The sequence below is a fragment of the Streptococcus sp. ELY_90 genome (assembly GCF_058314475.1).
The window spans coordinates 48,899-67,453 of record NZ_JBZFUJ010000007.1; the positions used below are offsets into that span (position 1 = coordinate 48,899).

General features: G+C 41.9%; 14 protein-coding genes, 2 tRNA genes and 1 other RNA gene. 4 read left to right on the forward strand and 13 right to left on the reverse strand.

The genetic code is table 11. The annotated features are described in order from the left end of the window. Positions 1-20: 20 nt before the first annotated feature. The 6 genes from glmS to AC4HAF_RS05755 form a co-directional block, all read right to left on the reverse strand. Positions 21-1,835, reverse strand: a complete 1,815-nt coding sequence (glmS, locus tag AC4HAF_RS05730; protein WP_491097015.1) for a glutamine--fructose-6-phosphate transaminase (isomerizing) — start codon at positions 1,833-1,835, stop codon at positions 21-23. 181 nt (positions 1,836-2,016) lie between these two features. Further along, entirely contained in the window at positions 2,017-2,571 is a 555-nt protein-coding gene (lepB, locus tag AC4HAF_RS05735) for a signal peptidase I (protein ID WP_491091159.1), read from the reverse strand. 136 nt (positions 2,572-2,707) lie between these two features. After that, a complete protein-coding gene (locus AC4HAF_RS05740) occupies positions 2,708-2,950 on the reverse strand; it encodes a GlsB/YeaQ/YmgE family stress response membrane protein (RefSeq protein WP_027975968.1) in 243 nt (80 codons plus the stop codon). A gap of 433 nt (positions 2,951-3,383) precedes the next feature. Then, positions 3,384-4,886, reverse strand: coding sequence for a pyruvate kinase (gene pyk / locus AC4HAF_RS05745; RefSeq protein ID WP_491091160.1), 1,503 nt, complete (start codon positions 4,884-4,886; stop codon positions 3,384-3,386). Positions 4,887-4,946: 60 nt separating this feature from the next. Next, positions 4,947-5,960 carry a 6-phosphofructokinase gene (gene pfkA, locus AC4HAF_RS05750; RefSeq protein ID WP_491091161.1) on the reverse strand — a complete coding sequence of 338 codons (1,014 nt, stop codon included), beginning with the start codon at positions 5,958-5,960 and terminating at the stop codon, positions 4,947-4,949. A gap of 82 nt (positions 5,961-6,042) precedes the next feature. Further along, positions 6,043-9,147 carry a DNA polymerase III subunit alpha gene (locus tag AC4HAF_RS05755; RefSeq protein WP_491097016.1) on the reverse strand — a complete coding sequence of 1,035 codons (3,105 nt, stop codon included), beginning with the start codon at positions 9,145-9,147 and terminating at the stop codon, positions 6,043-6,045. Between the two features lie 259 nt (positions 9,148-9,406). Here AC4HAF_RS05755 and AC4HAF_RS05760 point away from each other — a divergent pair, with 259 nt between their 5' ends. From AC4HAF_RS05760 to AC4HAF_RS05770, 3 genes are read left to right on the forward strand one after another with little or no spacing between them, the layout of a single operon-like run. After that, a complete protein-coding gene (locus tag AC4HAF_RS05760; RefSeq protein ID WP_491097017.1) occupies positions 9,407-9,778 on the forward strand; it encodes a GntR family transcriptional regulator in 372 nt (123 codons plus the stop codon). After that, positions 9,775-10,482, forward strand: a complete 708-nt coding sequence (locus tag AC4HAF_RS05765; protein WP_491091164.1) for an ABC transporter ATP-binding protein — start codon at positions 9,775-9,777, stop codon at positions 10,480-10,482. Before AC4HAF_RS05760 ends, AC4HAF_RS05765 begins: the two co-directional genes overlap by 4 nt. Positions 10,483-10,491: 9 nt before the next feature. After that, positions 10,492-11,295 (forward strand): permease, encoded by an 804-nt coding sequence (locus tag AC4HAF_RS05770; RefSeq protein WP_491091165.1) that lies wholly within the window; start codon positions 10,492-10,494, stop codon positions 11,293-11,295. Positions 11,296-11,348: 53 nt separating this feature from the next. Here AC4HAF_RS05770 and AC4HAF_RS05775 read toward each other — a convergent pair whose 3' ends face one another. Both AC4HAF_RS05775 and ssrA read right to left on the reverse strand, forming a co-directional pair. Beyond that, positions 11,349-11,963 carry a DUF3862 domain-containing protein gene (locus AC4HAF_RS05775; protein WP_491097018.1) on the reverse strand — a complete coding sequence of 205 codons (615 nt, stop codon included), beginning with the start codon at positions 11,961-11,963 and terminating at the stop codon, positions 11,349-11,351. Between the two features lie 47 nt (positions 11,964-12,010). After that, positions 12,011-12,359, reverse strand: a transfer-messenger RNA (tmRNA) gene (ssrA, locus tag AC4HAF_RS05780). A 78-nt stretch (positions 12,360-12,437) separates the two neighbouring features. On the opposite strand from ssrA, the gene AC4HAF_RS05785 reads away from it, so the two are divergent. Beyond that, entirely contained in the window at positions 12,438-13,049 is a 612-nt protein-coding gene (locus AC4HAF_RS05785; RefSeq protein WP_491091167.1) for a TVP38/TMEM64 family protein, read from the forward strand. A gap of 93 nt (positions 13,050-13,142) precedes the next feature. On the opposite strand, the gene AC4HAF_RS05790 is transcribed toward AC4HAF_RS05785, so the two are convergent. From AC4HAF_RS05790 to AC4HAF_RS05810, 5 genes are all read right to left on the reverse strand, one after another. Continuing rightward, positions 13,143-13,214: transfer RNA gene (locus tag AC4HAF_RS05790), tRNA-Arg, on the reverse strand. An 81-nt stretch (positions 13,215-13,295) separates the two neighbouring features. Then, the gene (locus AC4HAF_RS05795; protein ID WP_491097019.1) at positions 13,296-15,200 is read right to left on the reverse strand and encodes an ABC transporter ATP-binding protein; all 1,905 of its coding nucleotides are present in this window, start codon (positions 15,198-15,200) and stop codon (positions 13,296-13,298) included. Further along, positions 15,163-16,896 carry an ABC transporter ATP-binding protein gene (locus AC4HAF_RS05800; protein WP_491097020.1) on the reverse strand — a complete coding sequence of 578 codons (1,734 nt, stop codon included), beginning with the start codon at positions 16,894-16,896 and terminating at the stop codon, positions 15,163-15,165. Before AC4HAF_RS05800 ends, AC4HAF_RS05795 begins: the two co-directional genes overlap by 38 nt. Before the next feature lie 236 nt (positions 16,897-17,132). After that, positions 17,133-18,332 (reverse strand): 30S ribosomal protein S1, encoded by a 1,200-nt coding sequence (rpsA, locus tag AC4HAF_RS05805; protein ID WP_027975957.1) that lies wholly within the window; start codon positions 18,330-18,332, stop codon positions 17,133-17,135. 132 nt (positions 18,333-18,464) lie between these two features. Continuing rightward, positions 18,465-18,536, reverse strand: a tRNA-Gln gene (locus AC4HAF_RS05810). Positions 18,537-18,555 lie beyond the last annotated feature (19 nt).

Genomic DNA, 18,555 nt, shown 5'->3' on the forward strand with positions numbered 1-18,555 from the left:
ACATCGTCCCAGGTTTTAAACTATTCAACGGTAACGGCCTTAGCCAGATTACGAGGTTTATCAACATCAAGCCCGCGCTGCAGCGAAGCATAGTAAGCAATCAGCTGTGTCGGAATAACCATTGAAATGCTTGACAGGTAAGGATGCACCTGATTGACAACAATGTCATCGCCTTCCTTATCCAGTCCTTCTTCAACCACTGTCAGGACATTAGCACCGCGTGCTGCAACTTCCTGAATATTACCGCGGGTATGGGCAGCAACAGTCTCACTTGATGAAATCAAGGCAAGAACAGGGGTGCCATCTTCAATCAGTGAAATGGTTCCGTGTTTTAATTCTCCGGCAGCAAAGCCTTCACACTGGATATAGGAAATTTCTTTGAGTTTTAAAGAAGCTTCCATAGCCACATAGTGATCGTTGCCGCGGCCGATATAAAAAGCATTTCGTGATGTTGCCAAAAGATGAGAAACTTTTTCTTCAATAACTTCTCGCTCAGAAAGGCTGGCTTCAATAGACTGAGCAACGATGGACAGTTCATGCACTAAATCAAATTCCAAAGCTTCTTTTTTGCCATTAGCTTCACCAACTGCTTTTGACAAGAAAGCAAGCGCTGCAATTTGTGCCGTATAAGCTTTCGTTGAAGCTACTGCTATCTCAGGACCGGCATGGAGTAGCATTGTGTAAGTTGCTTCACGAGACAGGGTTGAACCAGGCACGTTTGTGATCGTCAGACTAGGAATTCCCATAGCATTGGCCTTGACCAGTACCTGACGGCTGTCAGCCGTTTCGCCGGATTGGCTAAGCAGGATAAACATCGGTTTTTTGCTCAGCAATGGCATGTTATAGCCCCACTCAGAAGCAATTCCCAATTCAACCGGAGTATCCGTCAGTGTTTCAATCATTGATTTTGAAGCAAAACCAGCATTGTAAGATGTTCCGGCAGCTAAGATATAAATGCGGTCAGCCTCCTGAACAGATTTGACAATAGCAGGGTCAACCGTGATATTCCCTTTATCATCTGCATAAGTTGAAATCAATTTGCGCATAACAGTCGGCTGCTCATCAATTTCCTTGAGCATATAATAAGGATATGTCCCCTTACCGATATCTGACAGGTCAAGCTCAGCTGTGTAGGCTTCACGTTCAACAGCATTACCGTCGTAGTCTGTCACTTCTACATTATCCTTGGTCAAGACAACCAATTCTTTGTCATGGATTTCCATGAATTGATTGGTTTCACGAATCATAGCCATGGCATCTGAGCAGACCATATTGTAGCCGTCGCCAAGACCGATCAAAAGCGGCGATTTGTTCTTAGCAACATAAATAGTATCCGGATTTTGTGAATCAACCAAGGCAAAAGCGTAAGAACCTTCAATAATATGGAGAGCTTTTTTAAAAGCCTCAAGTACAGACAAACCGTCTTCAACGAACTGACCAATTAAATGGACGGCAATTTCAGTATCAGTTTCACCCTTTAAAGTATGGCCAGCCAAGTACTCCTCTTTAATTTGCAAATAATTCTCAATAACGCCGTTATGGACTAAAACAAAGCGTCCTGTTGCTGATGTATGCGGGTGAGCGTTGGCCTCTGTAGCCTGACCGTGAGTCGCCCAGCGCGTGTGACCGATTCCTGTAGAACCAGCTACGTCAATACCAATTTTAGCCCGCAAATCGGCAATACGGCCGACTGACTTAATCAAACGTCCGTTTTCAGCTTTATCAATAACATAAATTCCGGCAGAATCATATCCGCGATACTCTAATTTTTCTAATCCTTGCATCAAAATATCTGTTGCATTACGATTTCCTACAACACCTACAATACCACACATAGTTTTCTTGCAGCAGAGTCTTTCCTGCTGCTTCCTCCTTAAATTTTTATAATTGGTATAGCCTAATTAGGCCTCCAAAAAATCAACAAAACCAGTATATAACTTTATTCTTCTAAAGTCAACAACAAAATTGGTCTAGTCTTATTTGATGGCACAAAGCAAGAAAAAAGAGCAGCTTGTGCTACTCTTTGCGGACAAACCCAAAGGTTTTTAATGGCAAAAGTCTAAAGGTTACAACACCTTTAATCTGTGATTTTTTGATAAGGCCAAATGTCCGGCTGTCCTTGGTATTTGTGCGGTCATCATTTAAAATCAAATATTGTCCCTTAGGAATTTCCTGATATTTTCCTTTAGTGACAGTGGCAACAGTAAAGTCAGCTGTGAAAGGATTGTCTGCGTTTTTGGCATGATAGCTGTTTTTCAGTTTCTCGATATAGGTCTGATCTTCTACCTTGTTGTTGAGATAAAAAATATCATCCATATATGTGATACTGTCTGCAGGTTCGCCAACGATACGGCCGATATGAGATTTACCGGCAGCCTGATAAACGACAAATTCTTTATAATCCGGTTTTTCTTTTTTGGAAATCGTAATGAGATCACCTGTTTTCAAATAACTGTTTGCATCATCTTGTGCTACCCGATAGGTAGAAAAAACAAAAATCCGCAATAAAAGCAGGATGAAAACTGCCAGCACGGCCAGAAGAATATTTCTGATAAAGTCACGTTTAACCATAGATCTCTCCTTAAGTTGTTGCTCTTTATTATAGCATGTTTCAGACAATAAAAAAAGAGAGCGATTTTAAAATCATGACCAGCAGTTAAATGCCTCATCATCACTCTCTGATTATACTTACAATAGAACTATCTGCTTAATTTTCACCTAAAAAGAAGGACACTACAGCCACAACAATAACTGCTCCTAAGATAGACGGAACCAAAGCCATACCGGCCAGACTGGGTCCCCAGCTGCCAAACAGAGCCTGACCTGCCCAAGAACCCACCAGACCTGCAAAAATATTGGCAAAACAGCCCATCGTTTTTCCTCTGTTTGTCAGAGCACCGGCAATAGCTCCAATAATAGCTCCGACAATCAACGACCAAATCAATCCCATAATTACTGCCTTTCTGTATAAGAATTATATCTAGTTTAACAGGAAAATCCCTAAATGCCAAGAAAATTGCTTTTATCCCCGGCAGTCAATACTTTGCAAATCACATTCCAAAGAAAAAGGGAGTGGGAAAGAACCTAAAAATTGAAAATTTTGGTTCCCACCACTCCCTAGTTTCAAGGTGGTGACCTGAAACGGTCTCTCCCCAGACCGTTTCACTCCCACCCCGCACAGTTGGCTAGGTTTTCCGCTTTGGCCTTGTGGCAAAAGGAAAGCCAGCCAGCAATGGTTCATTGGTGCTAAAGCACCTAATGAACTGTGCAGGAGTAAGACTTCTTGGCCTAGCCAACAAGTCTTACTCCCAACCACTGCGTCAAGAGCTTATTCCAAAACAAGAATATTTGATGAGTTTTTGCCCAGCCTCTGTATGCAATTCTTATTTTACTGTACGGACACGCATGGTGTTTGTTCCGCCTGAACCAACCGGTACACCGGCAACGATAACAATGTTATCACCAGATTCAACCAAACCTGATTTAAGCGCTGCTTTTTCAGCAATTTCGAACATGTCATCAGTAGATGCAGGTTTCTTCGTCAAAATTGGAATCACACCCCAGTTGATCATCAATGATTTTTGAATCTTTTCATCAAATGTTAAAGCTAAGATGTCAGTATCCGGACGGTATTTAGAGATTAAACGGGCTGTATTACCGGTTTCAGTGATGGTAACAACCAATTTAATATCCATTGATCTGGTTGCATCTTTAACAGCTGAGGCAACAACTTCTGTTTTGTTTGTACGAGGCAGATTGTCTGAGTTCAAGCGGCCGTATTCGTTAAGAAGCGTTTGAGCGTTTTTATCAATAGTTGCCATTGTACGTACTGATTCAACCGGATATTTACCGTTAGCAGATTCTCCGGAAAGCATTGTTGCATCTGTACCGTCAATAACCGCATTGAAAACGTCAGATACTTCTGAACGCGTTGCACGCGGTTTGTCAGTCATTGTTTCAAGCATGTTTGTTGCTGTGATAACTGCCTTGCCGGCTGCATTGACCTTAGTGATAATCATTTTTTGGTAAACCGGAACCATTTCAAACGGAACTTCAATACCCATATCACCGCGGGCAATCATGATACCGTCTGCAGCATCAATAATTTCATCAATGTTATCAATACCTTGTTGGTTTTCGATTTTAGCAAACAATTTAACATGATCATTGCCGGTTTCTTTACAGATAGCACGCACTTCATTAACATCTTTTGCCGTACGAACAAACGAAATAGCAATGAAGTTAAGTCCTTGTTCCAAACCAAAACGAATATCAGCATTGTCACGTTCAGCAAGTGCTGGGAAAGGAATCTTAGTGTTAGGAATGTTAACACCTTTTTGCTTAGCGATAGTGCCGTCATTTTCAACAACGACTTCAAACTCACGGTTAGTAATATCCTTAGCTGTTACCGTAAGACCAAGTTTCCCGTCATCAATAAGAATGGTTTGACCGACAGCAACGTCATCATAAATATCAAGACCGCCGGCAACATTCAAAGCAATAACATCTTTTGTAGATTGGATACCTTGCTTAGTCGCTACACGAAGCTTATCGCCAGTCTTGTAAGAAAATTCTTTTGAACCATCTTCAAACAATTCTGTACGCATTTCAGGTCCCTTAGTATCAAGAAGGAATCCAACCTTTTGGCGTGCCAATTCTTCGGCACGGCGTACAGTTGCCATACGTTCACCCTGCTCAGCATGGTCTCCATGTGAGAAGTTGAAACGAAAGACATTAGCCCCTTCAGTAATCAATTCAGCAATCTTGGCAGCTGAAGCTTCGACATCAAGCTTTTCATCCCAATAACCATCCTCACCGAATCTTTTACCGCCGCGGATTTCAACCGCCGGACCTAATGTTGCAACAATTTTTACGCGTTTATTCATTTTTTATGAAACTCCCTTATTTTCTGTCAATCATTGATTATTAAAAACTATACCGCAGTCTTAGTGAGCTAAGTCACGATTTAAAGCCGCAAAGTCAAGGCGTGCTTTGTGAGGATTGTTCACAACAATATCCCCTGCTTCTGTCAAACTAAAGAGGGCACCTTCTTCTGCTGTTCCAAGAATTGGATGCTCAACCAGTTTTTCATTCTGAATGCCGACGGCCAGACCGCCCTTGCCGGCTTTCAGCAACTCGACTGCATGTGCTCCCATCCATGAAGCAATCACACGGTCACGAGGAGTTGGTGCTCCGCCGCGAAGAATGTGACCAAGGTTTGTCACCCGAAGATCGCTGTCATCTCCTGCTTCTTTCATCTTGGCAGCAAATGCCTCACCATGCATAACACCCTCAGCAAGAACGATTAAGTGGTGGTTTTTGCCTTTAGTGGCATACCCGTCTTTAACCTGGGCTACAACTTCGCTGATATCGTAGTCTTCCTCAGGGATGATGATTTGGTCAGCGCCGGCCGCGATTCCAGACCAAAGTGCGATATCACCTGCATTGCGTCCCATCACTTCAACAACAAAGGTACGTCCGTGACTGAATGACGTGTCGCGAATTTTGTCAAGAGCTTCCATTGCCGTATTAACAGCGGTATCAAAACCGATCGTGTAATCAGTTCCGACAATATCGTTATCAATCGTTCCAGGAAGACCGATAGCAGGGAAACCGTGTTCGGTTAAGCGCATAGCGCCGTGGTAAGAACCATCGCCGCCGATAACAACAACACCTTCAATTCCATGCTTTTTGAGTTGTTCAATACCTTTTAATTGCCCTTCAAGCTTAGCAAATTCAGGATAACGTGCAGATTGGAGGAAAGTTCCTCCGCGAGAAAGGATGTTTGATACTCCTTTGGCGTCAAGCGGGAAAATATCACCCTCAACCATACCAGCATAGCCACGGTTGATGCCGCAAACTTCCATTCCCTCAGAAATTGCTTTACGAACGACTGCACGAACAGCAGCATTCATACCAGGGGCGTCTCCGCCGCTGGTTAAAACAGCAATACGTTTCATTTTGCTTGATACTCCTTTATTTAAATTAACGTTATTATTATAGCACAAACCTTGGTAAAATGTTCACTTTCTTTCCCACTTTTTAGCGAAAAAGCGTTTTCAGCGCATAATTCGCCAGTTTTTCTTCCAGCTCCGGGCTTTTGGCAACAAAATGACGGCTGCTTTGCAGCGTTTCTTTGCTTTCTGCATAATGCAACACAACCGGAATATTTCCGGGATAATCCGCCAAAATAGCAGAAACTTCTTTATCATAGGCATGATTTTGCAGCTTTATCCAAAATTTCTCCATCAAAGCAGGCTCCAGCTGGTGCAAAATCATCTGCAGGCGCTGATCCCGCTCTTGAATTTTGCCGGTGAAATAGTAGATTGTCTTCTCAGCCAGAATCTGTCTGTATTTCTGATAAACGTCAGGGAAAAGAGTAATATCAAGCTTTTTCTTGGTATCAGTGACACTGAGAAAAGCCATCTGCTCCCCTTTTGACTTTGTTCTGATGATCTTGATGGTATCGATTTGTGCAAGCAGAGTGACCTCACTTCCTTCAACAAGATCACTTATCCCCACCAAGTTTTTCGATGAGTGCTTAGCGATCTCAACCAATGGATGGGGGCTGATGCCTGCTCCGATAATGTCCTGCTCCATCTGGTATTTTTCTGCATTGGTGTAATCCTCTTCTTCCAGCCAATTGTAAGAAGAATCCGCAAACAAACTCCCCAGCTCATTGACAAAAGTAAAGAGATGTTCCAAATTCACAACAATTTTTTGGCGGTTTTTTTCAAACTGGTCAAACAGTCCGATTTGAACCAAAGGACTGATGATCTCAGTCTTCTGGTATTTTTCCGGCATTCTGGTCAGAAAATCCTCTACACTTGAGAAGGGACGATTTTCAATAATCCAATAAGCAAAATCACGCGCTATTCCTTTGACGTTTTTCAGACCTAAATAAATCTGATTCTGCTTTATTTTATCAGAATAAGGAATCGTATTGATCGACAAGGATCCTATTTTAAATCCTGCTTCCAAGGCATTGTCAAGATAGTCACTGCTGGAATAGTTCAGCATAATATCAAAGAAAACAGCCGGATAATGCGCCTTGAAATAAGCCATCTGAAAAGCCAAAGCCGAGTAAGCATAGGCATGGCTTCTGTTAAAGCCGTAGCCTGCGAACTTAGCCATTCTGGCAAATAAATCCTTGGCTACTTTCGGATTTCGTCCAAGATGTTCGGCACCTGACAAAAAATCTTTTTCCATCTTTTGCATCTCAGCCGCATTTTTCTTTGACATGGCACGGCGCAGCAAGTCAGCTTTCCCCAGCGTGAAGCCGGCAAATACCTGAGCAATCTGCATGACCTGCTCCTGATAAAGCATGATGCCGTAGGTTGACTCCAAAATAGGTGCAACTACAGGATCAATCAGGTCAACTTTTTCCCGGCCGTACTTGCGTCGAATGAAGTTTTCCGTATAATCACTGGCACCGGGGCGGTTAAGACTGGTTGCTGCCACGACTTCTTCAAAACGGGACGGCTTAATGCGCTTTAAGAGATTGATGGCACCGGCAGCTTCAAATTGAAAAATTCCTTTTGTATTGCCGGCAGCAAACAGAGCTAATGTTTCTTTGTCTTCCAAATCAATGGATCTGATATCAATAATTTGGCCGTAATCCTTGGCTGCTTTTTCCTGCATCTTTTGAACAAAGGTCAGATTTCTAAGGCCTAAAAAGTCCATTTTCAGCAGTCCGTTAGCTTCAACTGCCGGTGCATCGTACTGGGTAATCATCATTTCCTCACCAGACTTGAGAGGAATGTGATCCGTTAAATTATCATCACTCATTACGATTCCGGCTGCATGGATAGAGGTCTGGCGAGGATTCCCTTCTATTTTTCGGGCAATTTCAAAGGCCCTACGGTACTCTTCTTTGCTGTTAATAATCTGACGAAAGGCAATATTTTTTTCATACACACTGGTCAGCGTATCCCGAAAACTAATCTTTTTAGTGATATTGCTGAGTTCGTACTCCGTTGCTCCGAAGCGTTTGAAGACATCTCGTATGGCTTGTCTGGCTCCAAATGTTGAAAAAGTAACAATTTGGGCAGAATGCGTTGAACCATAGCGGTCACGAACATAACTCAAAAACTGACTGCGGTAAATATCAGGAAGATCAATATCAATATCCGGCATGCTGTAGCGCTCTTCATTAAGGAAACGTTCAAAAAGGAGATCATTTTTCACAGGATCAATGCCGGTGATATCCAAAGCAAAAGCTACCAGACTTCCCGCAGCAGATCCCCGTCCCATTCCCATATAATAGTTTTGAGAACGGCCGAAGCGCAGCAGATCCCAAACAATCAAAAAGTAGTCATCAAATCCCATTTTATGAATGACAGCCAGTTCAGTTCTCAAACGTTCCTGATAGCTCCTGCCTGTAAGATTTTTAGCTTTCAGTCCTTGCTGTGCCAGTTCTCTCAACTCTTCAGCAGCAGGCTTGTGACGGTTAAAACGCGGCAGCTTTAAGTCAGTATTAAATTGATAAGAAACAGAAGCGACCAGTTTTTCTAAATTCACAAGACTTTGCGGAAAACGTTGAGCAAAAAGAGCTTCCATCTCACTTTCAGAAAACAGATATTGATTTTTAGCGACCGGCTCCACATCCCTCAAAGGAAGATTATCTCTGATAGCATGCAGAATCTGCAGCGTTTCCGTTTCAGCATTTTCATAGTAGCGCACAGTGTAAAGAGGCAGGATTTGATGTGTAAAATTCAGCTGCGGCGTGTCCGGTCTGACACCAATGTAGAAAGAATCAGGCAAATCCATGTTTTCAATTCCTTCAAAATAAGGAACGACAACAGCCACTCCCTCCATAAATTCTTCTACATCAGAAAACAGATGATGGTCGGTCATTTTTGCTGTTGAAATCTTAAGCAGATTTTGATAACCTGCAGTATCTTGAGCAATAAAGCACATGGTCACCTGCTCGCCAAGCAGCATCAAGTCCGTCTCAAGCCCTAAAACCGGCACCAGATTTTCCCGCTGTGCCATTTTGATAAAATGAAAGGCAGCATAGAGATTATCCTTATCCATAATCCCGATATGTGAATACCCCAATTCCTTGGCCTTTTTGATATAAGACTTTAAGTCAATCAAACTATCCATAAAACTATAAACGGTTTTAGTATCTAACTGTGCAAACATAGCTTTCTCCTTAAAATCCTCTTATTTTCTATTATACTATAAATCCTTATAATTCTCTTCTCATTCTGTCATGGCATGATTTAAAGATCAAAACTAGCGAGAAAATTCCAGCAGCGTTCACTGAACTATAAAAAAGCCGCCAGCTTAATAATCTTTAATTTTCAGCGTCTGTCATAAACTTCTGAATTATTTCTTGACATTGCTTTTTTATAATTGTATTATAGATATAACACAATTATACATTTAGAAGGGAGAAAAGATGGCTTGGAAATTTGATGAAAAATCGCCTATCTATCTTCAGATTGCTAATCATATTAAAATGCAGATTATCAGTCAGGAAATAAAGCCCGGTCAACAGCTGCCCACAGTCAGAGATCTGGCCGAAGAAGCCGGTGTTAATCCTAACACCATGCAGCGTGCTTTTACATCGCTGGAACAGGAAAATATGGTTTTTTCGGTCAGAACTTCCGGACGTTTTGTCACAGAAGACTTACAGCTTATTGAAGAGGAACGCCATAAACTGGCACAGACAGAGCTCAAAGGTTTTATTGACAAGATGACCAAACTCGGTTTTAGTAAAGATAATCTAGTAACAGTATTAGAACAATATATTAAAGGAGAGTCGCAATGACAGAACAACTGCCCCTGCTGCAACTGCACCACGTTACCAAAAAATTCGGGAAAAAAGCTGCCCTTGATGATATTTCCTTCAAACTGCCAAAAGGGAAAATTATCGGCTTATTGGGTCCAAACGGAAGCGGCAAGACGACACTTATCAAACTGGCTAACGGCCTTTTGCAGCCAACCTCAGGTGAAATCGTAGTGAACGGACTGAGACCCTGTCCTCAAACAAAATCAATGGTTTCTTACCTCCCTGATACGAGCTATCTCAGCGATAAAATGCGGGTCAGTGATATTTTGCGTCTGTTTGAAGACTTTTACAGTGACTTTGACAGGCAAAAAGCTGAACGGTTATTGGAAGATTTAGCCATCGGTCAGGATGAGAAATTAAAAAATCTCTCTAAAGGCAATAAAGAAAAGGTACAGCTGATTCTTGTAATGAGCCGCAAAGCACAGCTGTATATTCTGGATGAGCCCATCGGCGGTGTTGATCCCGCTGCCCGTGACTACATCTTAAGAACAATCGTTAATAATTACTCAGAAGATGCTTCTGTTCTCATTTCAACACACCTGATTGCTGATGTTGAACAAATTTTAGATGACGTTATTTTTATCAATCAAGGAAAGATTGTTTTGCAGGAAACTGTTGATGATTTACGTGAGAAATATGCACAGTCAATCGATCAGATCTTTAGAGAACGATTCAAAGCTTAGGAGGATGTCATGTTTGGAAAATTATTAAAATATGAATTTAAATCAGTCGGAGCTTGGTTTTTCGGCTTGTATGGATTAGCTGTATTTATTTCCTTGGGCTTGGGCTTTTGGTTCAGCCGCAATATCAAGCTTCAAAAGGAGACCAGTTTTAACTCAGATACGCAGGATATTTTGCTTTTTGCTTTATCAAGTGCATTGGTAGCCGTTTTTATTGCTATTTTTATCGCCACCCTGCTAATTATTATTCGCCGCTTTTACAATAATATTTTCGGCAGAGAAGGCTATCTGACCTTAACCCTGCCGGTATCAACGCACAAAACGATTTTGGCTAAATTACTGACCGGTTTTATTTGGAATGTCTGCAGCGGCATGATTTTCATAATCAGTGTCTTCCTATTAGCCTTTCCCGCTCTCAAACAATTACAGCCTACGTATCTGTCCGACGTGATGAATGCCGCCAAGGACGCTCTCCTCTCTCCTAAATTTGGATTGTTCATTCTTCTTATAATCGCAGGAATTTTCACCAGTATTTTAGAAATTTACTTTGCCATTTCTTTAGGCCAGCTTTTTCAGGATTACCGCGGTTTGCTTGCTTTTGCCTTTTACTTTGTTATCAATCTTACCCGCAGTTTTTTAGATTATCTTGCAACTGGTGCCGGAACCGGTTTGATTAATGCCATGATTTCGGGCAGTGATAGTATTTTTGAAGACTATTATCAGCTGACTCTAAATATTGTCGTTACTGTCATTTACGGTCTCATTTTCTACTTCGGAACACACTACATTATCAAAAACAAATTGAACATCCAGTAAAATTTGCTGCCACAAAAGCAAAGGAGATTAGTTTTTCTAATCTCCTTTATTATTTACTTTAACCCATTTTGAAATTTATTTTTTAAGAGGCCGTTTTCAAAATACAATGTAATATCTGCCGATTCGGATTCTGCTTGTAAACCGCTGGTCCAGACTGCCTGAATTTCTGACTTATCCGACGACACAGACTGAGAAAGAACATCAGGCTCGCCCAACTGTTCAATGACTTGCTTGTAACTGGTCCGTGTCTGCAGTTTTTGAAAATCAGACTGAGAAATTTTTGCCTTGCGCTTAAATGAAAAATTGGTGATAGAGCGTGCTACTGTACTGTTCTCATACAGATGAACGACGATGACCGCACCATCTCTTTCCCAAGTATAGCTGTCTAAAGTGACATCCCCTGCCGGCTTTTGCTCATGTTTAACGGGCTCACCCAGAAGCTTTTTTAATTCTTCCAGACTTGTCCCGCCTGTAAAGGCAGTCCTGTCCTCAGAAACGTTAATCTTGTTAAAATGCAAACGAAAGTCCGCATTCTCTGTTTTCATCAGCAAAGCCTCATCAGATGGCTGCGCTGATTTTTGCTGAAACTCTCTAGCCTGACAGCCCAGCATCAGCAAACAGCATATAGCGGCTGCTCCTGCCTGCAGCACTTTCCTCAATCCTTTCATAACAGCCAAAATCTCCTTTAAATAAAAAAACGCCTATGCGTTTTCGTTTATGGAGCCGGTGGGAGTCGAACCCACGTCCAAACACCTGCCAGCTTATTTGTCTACAACCATAGGCTATGTCTTGATTTAACTGAGAAACGGTACATAGCTCAAATCTTTCCTCAGCGAGTCTGTCAATCTCTTTTTAACCAGCCAGACAATGGTTAAACGTAGCTTGCTAATCATAAGACTTCCGCCGAAACACAAGCAATCTCGTGGAAGTCACACAGGCTGGGTTTTAGGCAGCTACTGCGTAAGAATTTGTATTTTTTGCAGTTATATTTAACTGGCATTTTTACATCTGCCGATGAGTCGCAAAATAAGCCGCATAATGCCTGTCGAATCCGTAACGACCCCAAACATTATCCGTGAAAATAGTATAGCAAAATACAGAAAAAATAGCAAAAAAATACCCTAATATGTTATCATAATATTATGAAAATGAAATTAAGCAGGCGCTACCTGATACTGCAAAAGATTATCCAGATTTTAGGCGTTTTAGCCTTAATTGCTTCTGTCATTCTGGTTATCTGGTTCTATAAATTGGGCATTTTAAATGACAGCAATGCCTTAAAAGATCTGGTTCACCGTCACAGAGTCATAGGACCTTTGATTTTTATACTCGTGCAGGTTTTCCAAATTGTTTTTCCCGTTATTCCGGGCGGCGTTACTACGGTTGCCGGATTTCTGATTTTCGATACCTGGCTTGGTTTCATTTTAAATTACATTGGTATTATCATCGGCAGCGTCATGCTTTTTCTTCTGGTTAAATGGTTTGGCCGAAAATTTATTCTGCTCTTTATGAAAAAAGAAACCTTTTATAAGTATGAAGCCAAATTGGAAAGCGAGACTTACGAAAAGCTCTTCATTTTTTGTATGCTGTCTCCGGTTTCACCGGCCGACATCATGGTTATGATCACCGGTTTGACTAATATGACTCTCAAGCGTTTTACAACGATTATCGCCATCACTAAACCTTTATCCATCATTTCATACAGTTATTTTTGGATTTACGGCAGCAAATTCTTAGAACATCTTTTTAAATAATCAAAATGGGAAAGCTCATAAAATTCCCCCATACATGCAAAGCGAGTCTGGAAAATGTATTCCAGACTCGCTTTGCTGTTTCTTTATCAAAAATCCACCTTGAGGGAATCGAACCCCCATCTCAAGAACCGGAATCTTACGTGATATCCATTACACTAAAGGTGGACAACACTGATAATTATACCATAGTTTTGCCAATTTGACTGCAAATTTAGCAAAATTATTTTATCTGTTCATCAATGTTTTTTAATCCAGCTCCAAACCGCCTGTATAGAGACGATAATAGGTACCTTTTTGCTTCATCAGCTCTTCATGGCTGCCCCGTTCGATAATACGCCCGTGATCCATGACCATGATCAGATCTGAATTTACAATGGTAGACAGCCGGTGGGCAATGACAAAAACAGTTCGCCCTTCCATCAATTTGTCCATACCGTCCTGTACCATTTTTTCCGTTCGGGAATCGATAGACGACGTGGCTTCATCCAAAATCAGCACCGGAGCGTTGGCTAAAGCTGCACGGCCAATGGCAATCAGCTGCCGCTGACCGTTGGACAGGCTGGCACCGTCTGATTTCAGCAGGGTTTCATAACCATGGTCCAAATGGTGAACAAAACTGTCAACATTGGAAATGCTAGCTGCTTCTAAAATCTCTTCCTGAGAGGCATTTTCACGGCCATAGGCGATATTTTCAGCAATAGTTCCTGTAAATAAATGCGTATCCTGCAGAACAATGCCCAAGGATTTTCGCAGCGAAGCTTTCTTTATCAGCTTGATATCAATACCGTCATAAGTAATAGAGCCTGACTGAATATCGTAGAAGCGGTTAATCAGGTTGGTAATGGTTGTTTTCCCGGCTCCCGTAGCTCCGACAAAGGCAATTTTCTGCCCTTGTTTAGCTTCAAGATTGATATCGTAGAGAATCTGCTTGTTATCATCGTAGGAAAAATTTACATTCTTAAAATTAACATTGCCGACCAAAGGCACTAAGGCAAAGCCGCCATTTTCACGCGGATGCTTCCAAGCCCAAAGATTGGTCTCCTTATCGGTCACTGTCATCTGACCGTCAATCAGTTCATAATTGACCAGAGTAACAATCCCGTCATCCACTTCTTCTTTTTCATCGAGCAAGCGGAAAATGCGGTCCGCACCGGCCAGAGCCATTAGAATAAAATTCAGCTGCTGCGATACCTGAGCGATTGGCTGGGTGAAAGATTTGGTCAGCTGCAAAAATGATATCAATCCGCCGATTGTCAGCCCGCCCAGTCCGGAAATCGTAAAGGTTCCTCCGATAATCGCTACCAATACATAAGACATATTCCCCAGATTTGCAAGGGTAGGCATCAGGATATTGGCATAGGCATTAGCTTTATAGGAGGATTCAAAGAGTTCCTCATTGATGGCATCGAATTTTTTAGCAGATTCCTGCTCATATACAAAGGCTTTTACTACCTTTTGACCGGCCATCATCTCTTCTATATAACCATTTTCGGCCCCCAGATTTTTTTGCTGCTGGCCAAAATAAAATTTGGATTTGGCAGAAATCGTGCGAATAGTAATCACAATGATAACAATCATAGCAGCAACTACTAAAAACAAGAGCGGGCTTACCAGCAGCATTGATACGGTCACACCAATGATTGTAATGGAGGATGCCAAAAGCTGCGGAAGAGACTGCTCGATAGCCTGACGCAGGGTATCAATATCATTAGTATAAACGGACATGATATCCCCATGCTGGTGCTGATCAAAATATCTAACGGGGAGCTTTTGCATGCGGGCAAAGAGCTGATCTCGCAGCGTCCGCAGGGTATCTTGGCTGACAATAGCCAAAATCAAACTAAAAGCATAGTTAGCCAGAACACCCGCCAAACAGAAAATGCCCAAACGAACTAAAAAGTAAAACAGCGGGGCAAAGTTTTTATCCTTGCTCTGTGAAATGGGGATAATATAATGATCAATCAAGGTTTGAATAGAGGCTGTCAGATAGACCGTTGCCAAAGATGAAACAACAATTAAAAGAAAGGAAATCAGCAGGCGCAGTTTGTATCTTTGCCAAATGTAGATGAAAACTCGGCGGATAGAAGCCCAAGAATTATCAGGTCTTTGTTTTTTACTCATCTTGGTCACTTCCTTTCGTTTGGGTTTCATAAACTTCCTGGTAGATTTTATTGGTTTGCAGCAGTTCTTCATGGCTGCCCAGACCATTGATTTTTCCATCGTCCAGAACAATGATTCGATCAGCATCTTCAACAGATGAGATTCTCTGAGAAATAATGATTTTAGTTGTTCCCTGAAGACTGGCAGCCAAGCCCTCCCGAATTAATTTATCCGTTTTGGTATCAACAGCCGATGTCGAATCATCCAAAATCAAAATTTTAGGATTGGTCAGCAAAGCGCGGGCAATACATAAACGCTGGCGTTGTCCTCCGGATACATTGGCACCGCCTCGCTCGATCATTGTATCATAGCCGTCTTCAAACTGGGCAATAAATTCATCTGCCTGCGCAATTTTACAGGCAGCAATAATTTCTTCATCTGTCGCCTCTTTATTGCCCCAGCGCATGTTTTCTTTGATTGTTCCGGAAAATAGGACATTGGTTTGTAAGACCATGGCTACCTTGCGCCGGAGAGCATCCAGATTATAGTCGCGGACATCTCGGCCGCCGACCTTTACAGAACCGCCATCAACATCATACATGCGTGCCAAAAGCTGCACAAGACTGGACTTGCCGGAGCCTGTTCCGCCTAAAATTCCAATGACTTCACCAGATTTGATCGAAAGATTGACATCCCTTAAAACCAATTTTTCTTCAGACGTTTCATAGCCAAAATCAACATGTTCAAATGTGATAGAGCCGTCTTTTACTTCTGTCAGTCCGTTTGGAGGTGAGACGATCGTTGCCTGTGTCGTCAGAACCTCTGAAATCCGCTCCACCGATGCCATTGATATGGTCAGCATGACAAAAATCATGGTGAACATCATCAGTGACATCAAAATCGTTATCGTGTAGGAAAACATGGAAGTCAGCTCACCTGTCGTAAATTCTTTGGCAACAATCAAATGAGCGCCCAGCCAGGAAATCATGATGAAGGACGAATACATGGACAGCATCATCGCAGGATTATTGATGATGACAATGCGGATTGCCTTGACAAACATTCCATAAATCTTGCGGGAAGCGCCTTGAAATTTCTTAGTTTCTTCTTCCTCTTTAACATAAGATTTTACAACCCGCATATTGGTGATATTTTCCTGTACACTGGAATTCAATTCATCATAGGCATTGAAGACTTTCCGAAAAAGCGGAAAAGCAAACTTCAATACGCCTGCCAAAACAAGAGCCAGAAACACAGCCACATAGACAAAGATCATGGCCATCTTAGCATTGATAAAAAAAGAGACGGTAATGGCAAAAATCAGATTGAGCGGTGCACGCACGCAGACACGAATAATCATCTGATAGGCATTTTGTACATTGGTGACATCAGTCATCATCCGTGTTACCAAACCGCCCGATGAAAAACGGTCTATATTTTCAAATGAGAAAGTCTGTACCTTGTTGTAGAGGGCACGCCGCAGATTTTTGGCAAAGCCGGCAGAACCAAGTGCCCCATAGCGAGCAGACTGCATGCCGCAGGCCAAAGACAGCAAAGCCAAAACAACCATAAGTATGCCATACTTGATAATATTTTCCATATCCTGTTTATTAACGCCGTAATCAATAATATAAGACATCAAAAAGGGCAGGGCTATTTCAAAAATGACTTCAAAAAACATGAACAATGAGGCCAGCAAAGAAGGTTTCTTGTACTCTTTTATTTGGGCCAGCAAAGGTCTAATCATCCATTTCCTCCTTATCAAAACTCTTGTTTACCCTACCCTAAAAATGAAAAGGGCAGGCTTTTTTAACTAGCAGCTCCTAGTAAGCATCTCAAACTTATAAAGACTATGCCATTTTAACATGAGACGCTGTCAGCTCTTTGATTGATCAAAAAGCAAGTCAAACCATGCTAACCATTGGAGCAAAAAAGGACTGGAAATACTAGTTTTCCGGTCCTATAGAAAATTCTATATATGAATTACAATTCAATATCACCAAACAAGTCAGCCATTGAGAATCCAGTTTGTGTTTCTGGAAGTTCATAGTCTTGTCTATCCTGACGTTTTGGACGGCGAGGACGTGATTGACGTTTTTCACCGCTGTTTTCATCCTGAGCTGGGCGCTCTTCAAGAGCCTTGATTGAAAGTGATACACGTTCATCAGCAGTGTTAACATCAAGAACTTTGACAGTAACATCTTGACCGACTGAAAGAACATCTTTTGGATTTTCAACACGTTTGTGTGAAATCTGTGAAATGTGAACCAAACCGTCAATACCTGGAAGAACTTCAACAAAAGCACCAAAGTCTGTCAAACGTTTAACTTTGCCTTCGATAACATCGCCTGCAGCAAGTTTTTGTTCAACACCATCCCATGGTCCAGGAGTTGTCGCCTTAAGAGAAAGTGACACACGGCCTGCTTCTTCATCGATAGCAAGAACTTTAACTTGAATTTCTTCACCGACTGTGACAACTGATTTTGGTGACACATTGCGGTCATGTGATAATTCGGTAACGTGTACCAATCCGTCAACTCCGCCAAGATCGATGAAGGCACCAAAACTTGTCAAACGAGCAACAGTACCAGTAACAATATCGCCAACAGCAAGTTTTGAGAAGACTTCTTTGCGAGCTTCTTCTGCTGCTGCTTCAACAACATCACGGCGTGAAAGGATGAAGCGATTTTCTGCAGGATCAACCTCTTTGATTTTAGCTTCAAACTCTTGACCGACAAATTTTTCGGTGTTGCGTACAAAACGTGTATCAATCATTGATGCTGGAATAAAGCCGCGTAATCCTTCAAACTCAACTGAAAGTCCGCCTTTAACAGCACGTGTTCCCTTGACAGTCACAACTTCGCCTTCGCGGCCGACAAGTTTATCCCAAGCTTTGCGAGCTTCCAGACGTTTTTTAGAGACAAGGAAAGTCACTGTATCTGTATCTTTTCCGACAACTTGACGAAGGACAAGCACTTCAACTTTATCGCCCGGTTTAACCAAATCGTTAATATCCGCATTGCGATCATTAGTCAGTTCGCGAAGCGTCAATACAGCTTCAACACCTGTTCCATCAATAACAAGGTTTGCCTGTTCACCATCTACAGTTAACACTTCTGCAGTAACAACATCACCTGGATTTACTTCACTAACACTGTTGAGCAAATCTTCAAATTCATTCATTCTAAAAAAACCTCCGACAAGAAATAAGAAATCTTATCTCTTGATAACAATATATTTTCACAAGGTAACCCGCAAGGACAAACAACAAGACGCATATCACTGACGGCCTTAGACTCGGTCTAATACCTCTGACTGGGGTAGCTGGATTCGAACCAGCGCATGAGGGAGTCAAAGTCCCTTGCCTTACCGCTTGGCTATACCCCAAACTAAATCATTCACACTC